Source organism: Microbacterium oryzae (assembly GCF_030406385.1).
GTDB classification, from domain to species: Bacteria; Actinomycetota; Actinomycetes; order Actinomycetales; family Microbacteriaceae; genus Microbacterium; species Microbacterium oryzae_A.
In genome coordinates this window covers 76301-90459 of record NZ_JAUEPM010000006.1, presented here as the reverse complement: position 1 = coordinate 90459, position 14159 = coordinate 76301, and the positions used below count along the sequence as shown (strand labels likewise).

Below are 14159 nucleotides of genomic sequence, written 5' to 3'. Positions count from 1 at the left end.
GGCGACGGGCGGAGGGTCGCTGAGTATGATCGGGGGGCCAGCTCGGCGCCATCCCGTCGCTTCCTTCGTCCGTGGGAGCGCGCGCCCGCCCGTCTCGACTCGGAGGCTCCCCGTGACCGCATTCCCCATCCAGCCCCTGAGCCCGCTCGACGGCCGCTACCAGCCCGTCGTGTCCCCGCTCGGCGACTACCTGTCGGAGGCGGGCCTCAACCGAGCCCGCGTCGAGGTCGAGGTCGAGTGGATCATCGCCCTCACCGACAACTCCCTCTTCGGCACGTCCGCGCTGTCGGAGGACGACAAGGCGCGCCTGCGTGCGCTGTACCTCACCTTCGGACAGGCGGAGATCGACTGGCTCGCCGAGCGCGAGGCCGTCACCCGCCACGATGTGAAGGCGGTGGAGTACCTCGTCCGCGACCGGCTCTCGCAGCTCGGCCTCGACGACATCGCCGAGCTCACCCACTTCGGCTGCACGAGCGAGGACATCAACTCCCTCTCCTACGCGCTCACCGTCAAGCGCGCGGTGACGGGGGTCTGGCTGCCCGCGCTGCGCGCCGTGGTGGAGCGCCTCCGCGCCCTCGCTCTCGAGCACGCCGACGCCGCGATGCTCTCGCGGACCCACGGGCAGCCCGCGACGCCGACGACCATGGGCAAGGAGCTCGGGGTGTTCGTCTGGCGCCTCGAGCGCGTCATCACCCAGCTCGAGAGCACCGAGTACCTCGGCAAGTTCTCCGGCGCCACCGGCACCTGGTCGGCGCACCTCGCGGCCGCCCCCGTCGTGGCCTGGCCGAACATCGCGCGCGAGTTCGTGGAGTCGCTGGGCCTCACCTTCAACCCGGTCACGACGCAGATCGAGTCGCACGACTGGCAGGTCGAGCTGTACGACCGCGCTCGTCACGCGGGCGGCATCCTCCACAACCTCGCGAGCGACATCTGGACCTACATCTCGATGGGGTACTTCGCGCAGATCCCGGTCGCCGGCGCCACGGGCTCCTCGACCATGCCGCACAAGATCAATCCCATCCGCTTCGAGAACGCGGAGGCGAACCTCGAGATCGCCGGCGGCCTGTTCACGACCCTCGCGCAGACGCTCGTCACCTCGCGACTGCAGCGCGACCTCACCGACTCGACCACGCAGCGCAACATCGGCGTCGCCTTCGGGCACTCGCTGCTCGCGCTCGACAACCTCCGCCGGGGCCTCGGCGAGATCTCGCTCTCGCGCGACGTGCTCCTCGCCGACCTCGACGTCAACTGGGAGGTCCTCGGCGAGGCCATCCAGACCGTCGTCCGCGCGGAGGTCGTCGCCGGCCGCTCGCAGATCACCGACCCGTACGCGCTGCTGAAGGAGCTCACGCGCGGTCGCCGGGTCGGCGCCGCCGAGCTCGCGGAGTTCGTGCAGGGCCTCGACATCGGCGACGAGGCGAAGCAGCGCCTGCTCGCGCTGACGCCGGCGACCTACACGGGCCTCGCGGAGCGCCTCACCCGCACCTACCTCTGAGGCCTCAGGCCCTGCCGCGCCGGACGGGGTCGCGGCAGTGCTGGCCGAGTGACTACCGTGACGAAGACGACGAGGAGCAGGGGGATCCGATGGATGCGACTTCGCGAGCGAGAGGCCTGATGCGGGCCGCCGGCGTCGGCGCCGCGGCGGGACTGGCGGGAGGGGCGGCCATGATCCTGACCGAGAAGGTCGAGCAGGGCGTCACGCGGCGTCCGAACTCGTACGTGCCCGCACGTGCGCTGCTGACCCTGCTCGGCCGCCGCCCCGACGACACGGCGAAGCCGTTCCTGTCGAACCGGCTGATGCACTACGGCACCGCCGCCGCCCTCGGCGCGCTGCGCGGCCTATGGGCGGTGACCGGCATCCGCGGCGTCTACGCGAACGCGTGGCACACCGCGGTGCGGCTGGGCTTCGATCAGACGGTCGAGAACGCCACCGGGGCGGGCGCGCCGCCGCACACGTGGCCGCGACGTGAGCTGGTCGTCGACGTGCTGCACAAGGCCGCGTTCTCCGTCGTCACCGGGATGGTGGCCGACCGGCTGATCCGCCCGCGCCTGGTCTCACACAGGGGCCGCACGAGCCACTGACTCCCCGGCGCTGTCTCCCGCCGTACGGCTACGTGGCCGAGTCGTCCTCGTCGTCGGGCAGGAGGATCGGACGGTCGATGGTCTTCGTCACGTCGGCGGGGTCGACGACGAGCAGGAGCATGGCGACGAACAGCAGCACGACGATGAAGACGATGCCGGCGATGATCGCGGCCACCGTCCACGCCTGCGCGATGACCTCGACGGGCTGCTGCGTGAATGCGCCCATCGACATGGCGCCCACGAGCAGCGCGAACACGGCAGAGCCGAAGGCGATCGCGAGGAGCTGGACGGGACGCATGAGCGCGCGCCTGGTGGGTTTGTCGGTCACGGACGGTCCTCCGGAGTGCGGGTGTCGGGCCCGCTGGTCGATGCTGCGGTCGTCGGCTCGAGCTCCGACGAGGCCGGCGAGAGGCCGGCGATGGCGAGGAACACGGCGACGATGGCCGCGTACCCGCCGAACAGGCCGACGGCGATGATCTCGCCGGTGAGGGTGAAGGTGCGCCCGGCGTCCTCGATGAAGTAGTCCAGCGCGTAGCCCGAGGGCACGAGGAGCGTCGCCACCCCGATGACGAGCGTGAGCACGCCGATCGTGAGGGTGTCGCGCGCGACGACGCGGTCGCCGCGCCGACGCTGGGACACGCCCATGCCGGTCTCCAGCGCGCCGGCGATGACGGCCCAGATCGGGATCACGGCGAAGTAGAGCGCCGCCCCGCGCGCACCCGTGATGCCCGCGGCCATCCCCGCGAAGATGTATGCCAGCGCGAGGAGGGTCGGCACGGTGCGGTGCCCGGCGCGCGTCACCATCCAGGCGCCGAGGCCCAGGACGACGCCCGTGGCGATGGCCCAGCCGCTGAAGACGGAGAGCCCGACGGACGCGGAGTGGTCGGGCGAGAAGGTCACCATGAGCGCGGCGAACGCGGCCAGGAGCGCGCGGAGCAGCTGGACATGGCGAGTGCTCGGTGCGAACGGCTTGCGTGCGGGCATGACAGGACCTCGTGCGTGCGAAGGGACACCCCCAGTCTAGAGAACGCGGCCCTGTGAGGGTCCCGTCACGGGCGCCCTCCCGATCGCGAGAGAATGAGGCCATGACGCCCCAGAGGGAAGACCTGATCGATCACGCCTGCCTCATCGTCGACGGACCCGACCAGTCGGGAGTCGTCGCCGCGATCGCCGCGCTCATCGCGCGCAACCAGGGCAACATCGTCTCCCTCGACCAGCACTCCACCGACCCCTCCGGCGGGCGCTTCTTCCAGCGCGTGGTCTTCCACCGCGCGAACTTCGCCCTCGTGAGGGACGAGATCGAGGCGGACCTCGCCACGACGCTCGAGCCGTTCGGCATGAGCTGGACGCTCAACGACCTCTCGATCCCCAAGCGGATGGCCATCCTCGCCTCGAAGGACGACCACTGCCTGCTCGACCTGCTCTGGCGCCACCGTCGAGGCGAGCTGCCGGTGAGCATCCCCATGGTGATCGCCAACCACACCACCACCGCGGAGGACGTGCGCTCGTTCGGCGTGCCCTTCTTCCACGTGCCCTCGCAGGCCGGACCCGACAAGTCGCAGTCGGAGGCCGAGATCGTGAAGCTGCTGAAGGGCAACGTCGACTTCGTCGTGCTCGCCCGGTACATGCAGATCCTCTCGAGCGACTTCCTCGCTCAGGTGGGGGTGCCCGTCATCAACATCCACCACTCCTTCCTGCCCGCGTTCATCGGCGCGAACCCGTACCGCAAGGCGAAGGAGCGCGGCGTGAAGCTCATCGGCGCGACCAGCCACTACGTCACGGAGGACCTCGACGAGGGCCCGATCATCGAGCAGGACGTCGTGCGCGTCACGCACGCCGACTCGGCCGACGACCTGCGCCGCCGCGGGGCGGACGTCGAGCGCGCCGTGCTCTCCCGCGCGGTGCTGTGGCACGCGCAGGACCGGGTGCTGCGTCACGGGAACCACACCATCGTGTTCTGATCCGCGTAGCATCGAGCGCGTTCGAAGGAGATCCATGCGCGCGCTCATCGCCACCGGGACCGGCCGCTACGCCGACCCCTGGCACCCCTATGCGAAGACCAGCCCGCTCATCGCCGACGTCCTGACCGAGGCCGGCTTCCACGCCGACATCGATCACGACGTCGATCACGCCATGACCCGCCTCGAGGGCGTGGATCTCCTCGTCGTCAACGCCGGCGACCCGTGGCGCTCGGAGACGACCGAGCCCCTCGAGCCCGCCGCGCTCGCGGGCTTCCGCACGGGGCTCGAGCGCGGCATCGGCGTGATCGCCGTGCATGCCGCGCTGTCGTCGCTGCGCGACTATCCCGACTGGCCGGTGGCGATCGGCGGGATGTGGGTGCCGGGCCTGTCATGGCACCCGCCCCTCGACACCGTGCACGTCACGGGCGGCGCGCTCCCCGACGGCACGGCCATCGCGAGCTTCGACGTCGTGGACGAGCGCTACTCGCGCCTGCAGGCCTTCGGCGAGCGGATGGTCGTTGCCGAGCACGAGACGGAGGGCGAGCGGATGCCGACGGCGTGGGTGCGCGAGCACGGCGCCGCGCGCGTGGGCGTCGACGCGCTCGGACACGACGAGCGGTCGTGGGCGTCGGATGGCCATCGCGCGCTGTTCGCTCGGATGGCGGACTGGGTGACGCGCCGCGGGTGAGGTCGGGATCGGGGCGGGGGCAGGCTTTCGGCGGCTACGCATGCGCCCGTCATAGGAGCTGCATAGGCTGCCCTCGCAGGGTGGAGGCATGAACAACACCGACTCCCTCGGCAAGTCGCGCCGGGTCGCACGCTCCAAGCCCCTCTGGATGGCGTCGATGCTGCTCGTCGGCGGGCTCGCGCTCGCCGGGTGTGCCACGTCGACGACCGACACCGCCTCGAGTGAATCGTCGTCGTCCACGTCGCCCACATCGACGGCATCGACGGTCGACTCCCCCATCGCCACCACGTCCTCCGGAAGCGAGGACGCGACGACCACCGCCGAGACGATCGCCGACACGAATGAAGCCGTCGAGGCGTTCCTCGCGACACTGTCGGAGGAGCAGGTCGAGGCCGTCACCTACGACTACGACGACGAGACGAAGACCACCTCCTGGTCGAACTACCCGGTCACGTTCGTCGAGCGCGCCGGGCTGAACCTGGCGGATCTGACCGAGGAGCAGCAGACCGCGGCCATGGCCGTGCTCGAGGCGCTGCTGAGCGACGAGGCCTACGAGACCGTGACGAACATCATGGGGGGCGATCAGTACCTGCTGGAGAACAGCGACACCACCGAGACCTCCCTCGGCCAGTACTACCTCGCGTTCTTCGGCGACGCCTCCGACACCGACGCCTACGCCGTGCAGTTCGGCGGCCACCACCTCGGCATCAACGCCGACCTGAACGGCGCGGAGGACACCATCACCTTCGCGCCCACGCACCTCGGCGTGCAGCCCGCCGTCTACACGGACGAGGACGGCGACGAGGTCCAGCCCTTCGACGGCATCTACACCGACGCGTTCGCGTTCTTCGACAGCCTCACCCCCGAGCAGCAGGAGACCCTCACCTCCGGGGACGTCACGATGTGCGCGCCGGGTGACACCTGCGACTTCGAATCCGGCTCGGGCCTGACCGGCGCCGACCTCACCGACGAGCAGAAGCAGCTCCTGCTCGAGCTCATCGCCAACTGGGCCGGCATGGCCGACGAGGAGACGACCGCGAGCACCCTGGCGGAGATCGAGGCGACCCTCGATGAGACCGTCATCGCCTGGTCGGGCGAGACCACCTACGACATGAGCACCGGCGACGGCATCAACTTCTCCATCTCCGGCCCGGACGTCTACATCGCCTTCCAGGCGCAGAGCGGATCGGCCGGCGCCGACGTCGAGGGCGTCAGCACGAGCGGCTGGGGCCACGTCCACACGATCTACCGCGATCCGTCCAACGACTACGCGAACAGCGTGGAGCAGCAGGCGGCGACCGGCGGCATGGGCGGCGGAGCGCCCGACGGCGGAGCTCGCGGCGACGGACAGATGCCATCGGGCGAGCCGCCGGCAGACGCGCCTTCGAGCTGAGCGCCGCCTTGTCAAGACCGCACCTCCGCCGCGAAGCCGCGACTACCGTGGAGCGCATGACGTCACCGTACGACTCCCGCCCCTGGCTCGCGGCGTACCAGCCCGACGTGCCGCATGAGATCGGCCCCGTCACCGAGACCCTCAGCGACATGATGGACGCGAGCGTCAAGGCGTACGGCCGGAAGCCCGCGTTGGAGTTCTTCGGCGCGCAGACGACGTACGCCGAACTCGGGGATCAGATCGCCCGCGCGGCGGAGGGCCTGCGGCGCATCGGCGTCGAGCGCGGCGACCGCGTGGCGCTGATCCTGCCGAACTGCCCGCAGCACGTGGTGGCGTTCTACGCGCTGCTGCGCCTCGGCGCGATCGTCGTCGAGCACAACCCGCTCTACACTCCGCGGGAGCTGCGCCACCAGTTCGAGGATCACGGCGCGCGCTTCGCGATCGTGTGGGACAAGGTCCACGACACGGTGGCGGCCTTCCCGGAGGACCTGCGCGTGACGGGCATCGTCAGCGTCGACATCACCCGGGCACTGCCGCTCCCGCAGCGGATGGCCCTGCGCCTGCCGATCCGGAAGGCACGCGAGACGCGCAAGCGCCTCACGCAACGGCCGTCCGCTCGCCGTGTGCTCACGTGGGAGACCCTCGTCGACGGCCGCCGCCTCTCACGGAAGACCCCTCGACCGGCGCTCGACGACGTCGCGCTGCTGCAGTACACCAGCGGCACGACCGGGTCGCCCAAGGGGGCGATGCTCACCCACCGCAACCTGCGCGCGAACGCGCAGCAGGGCGAGGCGTGGGTTCCGGGGCTGCGGGAGGGCGAGGAGACGTTCTACGGGGTCCTGCCGCTCTTCCACGCGTACGGGATGACGCTCTGCCTGACGTTCGCGATGAGCATCGGGGCGAAGCTCGTGCTCTTCCCGACCTTCGACCCCGATCTCGTCGCCCGCGCGGCGCGCAAGAGCCCGCCGACCTTCCTCCCCGCGGTGCCGCCCATCTACGACCGGCTCGCGCGGGCCGCCCAGCAGGGCGCCATCGACCTGAGCTCGATCCGCTTCGCGATCTCCGGCGCCATGAGCCTGCCGACCTCGACGGTGCGGAAGTGGGAGTACGTCAGCGGCGGCCTTCTCGTCGAGGGTTACGGCATGACGGAGACCTCCCCCGTCGCCCTCGGCAACCCGATCGGCCCCAGCCGCCGCCCGGGAACAGTGGGCGTGCCCTTCCCCAGCACCGACATCCGCGTCGTCGACCCCGAGGACCCCGACCGCGACCTGCCGCCGGGAGAGGCCGGCGAGCTGCTCATCCGCGGGCCGCAGGTGTTCTCCGGCTACTGGCAGCGCCCCGACGAGACGCACGCGGTCCTCCTCGACGACGGATGGCTGCGCACCGGCGACATCGCGGCGGTGTCGGAGGACGGGTTCGTCACGATCGTCGACCGCCTGAAGGAGCTCATCATCACGGGCGGCTTCAACGTGTCGCCGAGCGAGGTCGAGGAGACGCTCGTCTCGCACCCGGACGTCGACGAGGCCGCCGTCGTCTCCCTTCCGCGCGCGGAGGGCGGCGAGTCGGTGGCCGCCGTCGTCGTGCTGCGGGCGGACGCCGAGCAGGAGGCCGAGGCGCTGCGCGACTTCTGCCGCACGCACCTGGCCGCCTACAAGGTGCCGCGTCGGATCGAGTTCGCCAACGAGCTGCCGCGGTCTCTCGTGGGCAAGGTGCTGCGCCGTGAGGTGCGCGAGCGCCTCATGGCGCAGGACTGACACCGGATCGACGACGCCCCCGCCCACGAGGGGCGGGGGCGTCGCCCTGCGGGCAGAGGCGGTCAGTCTCCGAGCTCGCGCGGCTTCTCGCGCTCGCGCGACTCCTCCTCGGGGAGGCGGTCGCCGCCCGGCGCGGCCGAGCCGCCGAGATCGGGCTCCGTCTCGTCGAGGATGGGGTGCGCCTCCGTCTTCGCGTACAGCTCGGTGAACGCCTCGTCGACGACCGGCTCGACCCATGCGAGGTCGTCCGTGGAGTGGTCGTAGGGTGCCGGGACGAGCGCGAAGTCGTCGCCGTACTCCTCGAGGCCCGCGCGCACGCTGTGGCGCACCGCCCGCTCCGCGTACTCGTCGCGCAGGATGAGCGGGTCGCGGTTGAGGTCCTTGAGGAACGCCACCATCATGAACGCCAGGATCACTGCGAACGGCAGCGCGGCGATGATCGTGACGTTCTGCAGCGCGGTGAGGCCGCTCCCCTCCTCACCGCCGGCGGCGAGGAGCACCGCCGCGATCACGCCGACGAGCGAACCCCAGATCACCGTCACCCAGCGGGTCGGCTCCGGGTTGCCGCGCTGAGACAGCGTGCCCATCACGAGCGACGCGGAGTCGGCGCCGGTGACGAAGAAGATCGCCACGAGGATCGCGAGGATGACGGTGGTGACCCCCGCCAGCGGGAGGTTCGCCAGCACGCCGAACAGCACGCTCTCAGGCGGGTCGACGGTCAGGCCCGCGCCGTTCATCTGCTGATCGATCGCGGTGGTGCCGAAGATCGCGAACCAGATGAACGAGATGACCGACGGCACGACGACGACGACCGACACGAACTGACGCAGGGTGCGCCCGCGCGAGATCTTCGCGATGAACATGCCGACGAAGGGCGACCAGGAGATCCACCACGCCCAGTAGAAGATCGTCCACCCCGACAGGAAGGTCTGGACCTCCTCGCCCTGCGACCCGGAGCGGGCGGCCATCGTCGTGAAGTCCGTCAGGAACTGCGCGGCGACCGACGGGATGATGTTGATGATGAGCATCGTCGGGCCGACGAAGAACACGAAGAACGCCAGCAGGAGCGCCACGACCGCGTTGATGTTCGACAGGGCGCGGATGCCGCGCGAGACTCCCGAGGCCGCGGACGCGATGAACGCGGCGGTGAGCACCGCGATCACGCCGATGAGGAGGCCGTTGCCGACCGCGCCGATGCCCGTGATCAGCTCCACGCCGTGGCCGATCTGCAGGGCACCGAGGCCCAGCGACGCGGCGGTGCCGAACAGCGTCACGATGATCGAGAAGACGTCGATGGTGCGGCCGACGGGGCCGTTGGTCCGTCGCTCGCCGAGGAGCGGCGCGAAGATCGAGGAGATGAGCGGCGTGCGTCCGCGCCGATAGGCCCCGTACGCGATCGCGCCGCCGACGAGGGCGTAGAACGACCACGCCTGCGGACCCCAGTGGTAGAGCACCTGGGTGAGGGCGGTGTGCATCGCCTCGACGGTCGCGGCCTCCGCGGTGTTCGGCGGCGGGCTCTCGAAGAATGTGAGCGGCTCGGCGGCGCCCCAGAAGACGAGGCCGATGCCCATGCCCGCGGCGAAGAGCATCGAGATCCAGGAGAACACCGAGAACTCCGGCGACTCGTCGTCGCGCCCGAGCCGGATGCGGCCGAAGCGGCCGAACCCGACGTAGAGCATGAAGACGAGCACGACCGTCGCGATCACGGTGAAGAACACCCCGAGGTACTCGATCACCCAGCCCAGCACGCCGGTCGCCGTGCTGGCGAGGTTCTCGGGCGCCGCGATGCCCCAGCCGATGAAGGCCACGGTGGCGGCGATGGCGATGCCGAAGACCAGCCGGTCGGTGCGGAAGTCGCGGCCGGTCTGCTCGACCCCGATGCCGGGGATCAGTGCGGGGTGCACACCCTGCGGCGCCGGGTCTGCGATGTCGCGGACGATTCTCTTCGCAGCGTCGGCGGCCCCTGATGGCCTGCCACTGCGATGCTTCTCAGTTCCGGTCATTCTCGCCATCCTGCCAAAGTCGTATGTACAGCGCATGAATGCGCTGAGCGGTCATGCGGTGTGCTCCATGAGCTCCCGCCCGAGCACCCGGAACGCCTCGTGGGCGCGATCCCGATGCAGAACGCCGACGTCGTCGAACTCGACGATGAGAGCGTACGCGGCTCCGCCACTCGGGCCGGTGAGCGCGCCGGCCTCCGCGCGCACTCCCTGCGCCCTGCCCGTGCGGTTGACGAGCAGCAGCCCGTGCCGGTCGTCGAAGGAGAGGGGGTCGACCCCCGTTGCCGCGCCGACGAGGCCCAGGTCTCGATGCAGGCCCAGCCACTCCGCCACCTGCGCGCTCGCACCGGCGTGACCCGCGCGCCCGGTGGCGAGGGCGCGGAAGAGCCCCGCGAACTCGCGGGCGGTGCCGATCGCGACGTGCGGCGCGTCGTCGGGCCCGCGATGCACGCGGAACCGGTCCAGCAGCGCCGAGCGGGGCATCCCGAGCGCCGCGAAGCGCCGCGTCACGCGCTCGGGCCCCACGCGGGCGAGCAGCGCATTGGCCGCATCCGCATCCGCGGGGGCGAGCGCGGCGAGGTCGCCGAGCGGCAGCCGGTCGGTGCGGAGCCGGCGCCAGATGCCCGGCAGGCCCGAGAGCTCCTCCCGCGCGACGAGCTCGAGCGGATCGAGCTCGCCCGCGCCGAACTGCACCGCCGCCTCCACGAGGAGCGGCACGACGCCGAGACCGCCCACCGGCATCGGGTCGTGATCGCCCTCTTGCGCGAGCACCGCCGCGCGGTCGAGGGTCTCGACGTGCAGCGCGACGCGGGCGCCGGCGGCAGTCAGCGCCTCGAGCGCGGCGAGCGTACCGGCGAAGGGTCCGATCCGGCGACGGGATCGCCGACTCTCCCCCGGCGACGACATCTCCCCGATCGACATCGCTCCTCCGCCGTCAGCTCACCAGATGGTGACGCGCTCGTCCTCGGGGAGCCACAGCGCGTCGTCGGGCTGCACGTCGAACGCCGTGTAGAACGCGTCGACGTTGCGGACGATCTGGTTGCACCGGAACTCGTTCGGCGAGTGCGGGTCGATCGTCAGCAGGCGGACGGTCTCCGCCTCGCGCGACTTCTGCTGCCAGACCTGAGCCCACGACAGCAGCAGGCGCTGCACGCCGGTGTATCCGTCGATGACCGGCGCCTCCTCGCCGTCGAGCGAGAGCTCGTAGGCCTTGAGGGCGATCCCGAGGCCGCCGAGGTCGCCGATGTTCTCGCCGATCGTGAGCGCGCCGTTCACCGTGTGCGACTCGTCGAGACCCCGCGGGACGAGGGCGTCGTACTGGGCGATGAGCGAGCGCGTGCGCTCCTCGAACGCCGCACGGTCGGCCTCGGTCCACCAGTCGTTGAGGGCGCCGGTGCCGTCGTAGCGGCTGCCCTGGTCGTCGAATCCGTGGCCGATCTCGTGGCCGATCACGCCGCCGATTCCGCCGTAGTTCGCCGCCGGGTCCCGGTCCGCGTCGAAGAACGGATACTGCAGGATGGCCGCAGGGAAGACGATCTCGTTCATCAGCGGGTTGTAGTAGGCGTTCACCGTCATCGGCGTCATGAACCACTCGTCGCGGTCGATGGGCTGGCCGACCTTGCCGAGCTGCCGGTCGTGCTCCGCGATGTTCGCGCGCCGCACGTTGCCGACGAGGTCGGTGGCGTCGATCTCGACGGCGTCGTAGCCGCGCCAGGTCACGGGGTAGCCGATCTTCGGCGTGAAGGTGTCGAGCTTCTCGAGCGCCTTCTCCCGCGTCTGGGGGCTCATCCACTCGAGCGTGGAGATGCTCTCGCGGTATGCCGCGATGAGGTTCGCGACGAGCTCGTCCATGGCGGTCTTCGCCGCCGGCGGGAAGTGGCGCTCGACGTACACGCGGCCGATCGCGTCGCCCAGGGCGCCCTCGGCGAGCGCGACGCCGCGCTTCCACCGCTCGCGCAGCGTGGGAACGCCGGTGAGCTCGGTGCCGTAGAACGCGAAGTTCTCGTCGACGAACGGGTCGGCGAGGTACGGCGCGAGGGCGTGCACGACCTGGAAGCGCAGCCACGCCTTCCAGTCCTCGAGCCGGTCCGCCACGAGGAGGGAGCCGAGACCCTCGAGGGCGGACGGCTGGTAGACCACGGCCTCCGCGAACGTCTCGGGGCGACCGGGAGCCACGGCGTCTCGCCACGGCGCGAGGTCGACGCCGGCGAGCTGCTGGATCTCGTCCCACGTCTTCAGGTTGTAGGTGGCGACGGCGTCGCGGCTGCGGACGTTGTCCCAGTGGTGCGAGGCGATGTCCTGCTGCAGCGAGAAGACGCGCGCGGCCTGACCCGCGCCATCCGCCACTCCCGCGAGGGTCAGCATGCGCTCGATGTGCCCGCGGAACTCGTCGCGCGTGCCCGCGAAGTTCTCCAGGCGGAAGTAGCTCTCGTCGGGAAGGGAGATGCCCGACTGCACGAGGAACGGCACGTAGCGGGTCGGGTCGCCCGGATCGGGCTCGACGAAGACGCCGATCGGGCTGCCGAGGCCCTCGCGGTCGAACTCGCCCGCCGTCCGCAGCAGCGAGGCGACATCGGAGACGGCATCGACGCGCTCGAGGAGCGGGGCGAGGGGCGCCGCTCCCTGTGCGTCGACGCGCGCGGTGTCCATGAAGCTCGCGTAGAGGTCGCCGACCTTGCGCGTCTCGGTGCCGGGCTGGGCGCCCTGCGCCTCCTCGACGATCGCGCGCACGTCCTTCTCGGCCTGCTCGGCCAGCTGGTGGAAGGCGCCCCACCGCGCCTTATCGCCGGGGATCTCGGTGCGATCGATCCACGCGCCGTTGACGTGGCGGTAGAGGTCGTCCTGCGGCCGGATCCCCTCGCTGAGCTCGTCGAGGGCGATACCGGAGGGGAGCGATTCAGCCGTCATGCGCTCCATCGTAGGCACAATGCCGGCATCCGCGGCGGGCCCTAGGCTCGGACGGTGACCGTCCGCCGCGCCCTCGACCGCGACATCCTGCGCCTGGCGGTCCCGGCGCTCGGCTCGCTCATCGCCGAGCCGATCTTCCTCGCCGTCGACGCCGCCATGGTCGGCCATCTCGGGGTGGCCGAGCTCGCGGGCCTCGGCATCGCGTCGGCCGTGATCTCGACGGTCGTCGGGCTCATGGTCTTCCTCGCGTACTCCACCACGCCGGCCGTCGCCCGGCGCTTCGGCGCAGGCGACCTGCGCGGCGCTGTGTCGGTCGGCATCGACGGGCTGTGGCTGGCCCTCGCGCTCGGCACCGTGCTGGGGGTGGCGGGGTTCCTCGCGGCGCCCGCGCTCGTCGCGGCCTTCGCGCCGACGGCCGACGTCGGCCCGCACGCCCAGGCCTACCTCGCCGTCTCGATGGCGGGCCTGCCGGCCATGCTGCTCGTGTTCGCCGCGACCGGCCTCCTCCGCGGACTCCAGGACACCGTCACCCCGCTCCGGGTCGCCGTCGTCGGATTCACCGCGAACGCGCTCCTCAACGCCCTGTTCATCTACGGGCTCGGGTGGGGGGTGGCGGGCTCCGCGGCCGGCACCGTCGTCGTGCAGTGGGGGATGGTCGCGGCGTACGCGCTCCTCATCGGGCGCCTTGCGCGGCGTCATGGGGCATCGCTCCGCCCGCACCGGGCCGGACTGCGCGGCTCCGCGCGCTCGGGCGGGTGGATGTTCCTCCGCACCGCGAGTCTGCGCCTGGCCACCCTCGCCACCGTCTGGGTCGCGACCGGCCTCGGCACGCGCGAGCTCGCGGGCTGGCAGGTCGTCTTCACCATCTTCACGACCGCGGCCTTCGCCCTCGACGCGCTCGCGATCGCCGCGCAGGCGCTCGTGGGCAAGGCGCTCGGCGAGGGCGACCCCGACGCCGTGCGGGCGGTCACCGGCCGCACGATGCGCTGGGGCGTGGGGGCGGGCTTCGTCGCGGGGGCTGCCATCGCCGCGCTCTCCGGGGTCATCGGGCTGCTCTTCACGGGCGACCGCGCGATGGCCGACTTCGTGCAGCCCGCGCTCCTCGTGCTGGCGGTGTCGCAGCCGATCGCCGCCTTCGTGTTCGTGCTCGACGGCGTGCTCATGGGCGCCGACGACGCGCGCTACCTCGCGCTGGCGGGAGGCGCGAACCTCCTCCCCTACCTGCCGGCCCTCTTCGCGCTCGCCTGGCTCTCGCCATCCGGCCCGGGCGCGCTCACCTGGCTCTCGGCCGCGTTCGGCGGCGTGTTCATGATCGCGCGCGGCCTCACGCTCGGCCTGCGGGTGCGCGGACGGGCGTGGCTGGGGCACGTGTGA

General features: G+C 71.3%; 12 protein-coding genes. 7 read left to right on the top strand and 5 right to left on the bottom strand.

Annotation, left to right across the window (positions count from 1 at the left end):
* Positions 1 to 112: 112 nt before the first annotated feature.
* On the top strand, positions 113 to 1495 hold the full coding sequence (purB, locus tag QWJ90_RS10350) for an adenylosuccinate lyase (protein WP_290107732.1): 1383 nt from the start codon (positions 113 to 115) through the stop codon (positions 1493 to 1495).
* A gap of 170 nt (positions 1496 to 1665) precedes the next feature.
* The gene (locus QWJ90_RS10345; protein ID WP_290107731.1) at positions 1666 to 2082 is read left to right on the top strand and encodes a hypothetical protein; all 417 of its coding nucleotides are present in this window, start codon (positions 1666 to 1668) and stop codon (positions 2080 to 2082) included.
* Positions 2083 to 2110: 28 nt separating this feature from the next.
* Here the strand turns inward: QWJ90_RS10345 and QWJ90_RS10340 are convergent, their stop codons facing one another.
* A complete protein-coding gene (locus QWJ90_RS10340) occupies positions 2111 to 2410 on the bottom strand; it encodes an amino acid transporter (protein ID WP_290107729.1) in 300 nt (99 codons plus the stop codon).
* The gene (locus QWJ90_RS10335; RefSeq protein WP_290107728.1) at positions 2407 to 3066 is read right to left on the bottom strand and encodes an acyl-CoA synthetase; all 660 of its coding nucleotides are present in this window, start codon (positions 3064 to 3066) and stop codon (positions 2407 to 2409) included. The genes QWJ90_RS10340 and QWJ90_RS10335 overlap by 4 nt, the downstream gene beginning before the upstream one ends.
* 101 nt (positions 3067 to 3167) lie before the next feature.
* On the opposite strand from QWJ90_RS10335, the gene purU reads away from it, so the two are divergent.
* The 4 genes from purU to QWJ90_RS10315 all read left to right on the top strand — a co-directional run bounded on the left by purU (position 3168) and on the right by QWJ90_RS10315 (position 7878).
* Positions 3168 to 4043, top strand: coding sequence for a formyltetrahydrofolate deformylase (gene purU / locus QWJ90_RS10330; RefSeq protein ID WP_290107727.1), 876 nt, complete (start codon positions 3168 to 3170; stop codon positions 4041 to 4043).
* Positions 4044 to 4077: 34 nt separating this feature from the next.
* Complete coding sequence (locus tag QWJ90_RS10325; RefSeq protein ID WP_290107726.1) at positions 4078 to 4731, top strand: ThuA domain-containing protein; 654 nt, start codon at positions 4078 to 4080, stop codon at positions 4729 to 4731.
* Between the two features lie 88 nt (positions 4732 to 4819).
* Positions 4820 to 6124 (top strand): DUF3500 domain-containing protein, encoded by a 1305-nt coding sequence (locus QWJ90_RS10320; RefSeq protein WP_290107725.1) that lies wholly within the window; start codon positions 4820 to 4822, stop codon positions 6122 to 6124.
* Positions 6125 to 6180: 56 nt separating this feature from the next.
* A complete protein-coding gene (locus QWJ90_RS10315; RefSeq protein WP_290107724.1) occupies positions 6181 to 7878 on the top strand; it encodes a long-chain-fatty-acid--CoA ligase in 1698 nt (565 codons plus the stop codon).
* A gap of 62 nt (positions 7879 to 7940) precedes the next feature.
* Here the strand turns inward: QWJ90_RS10315 and QWJ90_RS10310 are convergent, their stop codons facing one another.
* The 3 genes from QWJ90_RS10310 to QWJ90_RS10300 are packed head-to-tail and all read right to left on the bottom strand — an operon-like array spanning position 7941 to position 12785.
* Positions 7941 to 9881, bottom strand: coding sequence for a BCCT family transporter (locus QWJ90_RS10310; RefSeq protein ID WP_290107723.1), 1941 nt, complete (start codon positions 9879 to 9881; stop codon positions 7941 to 7943).
* Between the two features lie 51 nt (positions 9882 to 9932).
* Entirely contained in the window at positions 9933 to 10799 is an 867-nt protein-coding gene (locus QWJ90_RS10305) for a serine hydrolase (protein ID WP_290107722.1), read from the bottom strand.
* Between the two features lie 18 nt (positions 10800 to 10817).
* Positions 10818 to 12785: a M13 family metallopeptidase gene (locus QWJ90_RS10300; RefSeq protein WP_290107721.1), complete on the bottom strand. Its 1968-nt coding sequence runs from the start codon at positions 12783 to 12785 to the stop codon at positions 10818 to 10820.
* Positions 12786 to 12839: 54 nt separating this feature from the next.
* Between QWJ90_RS10300 and QWJ90_RS10295 the strand changes: the two genes are divergently transcribed.
* Entirely contained in the window at positions 12840 to 14159 is a 1320-nt protein-coding gene (locus tag QWJ90_RS10295; RefSeq protein WP_290107720.1) for an MATE family efflux transporter, read from the top strand.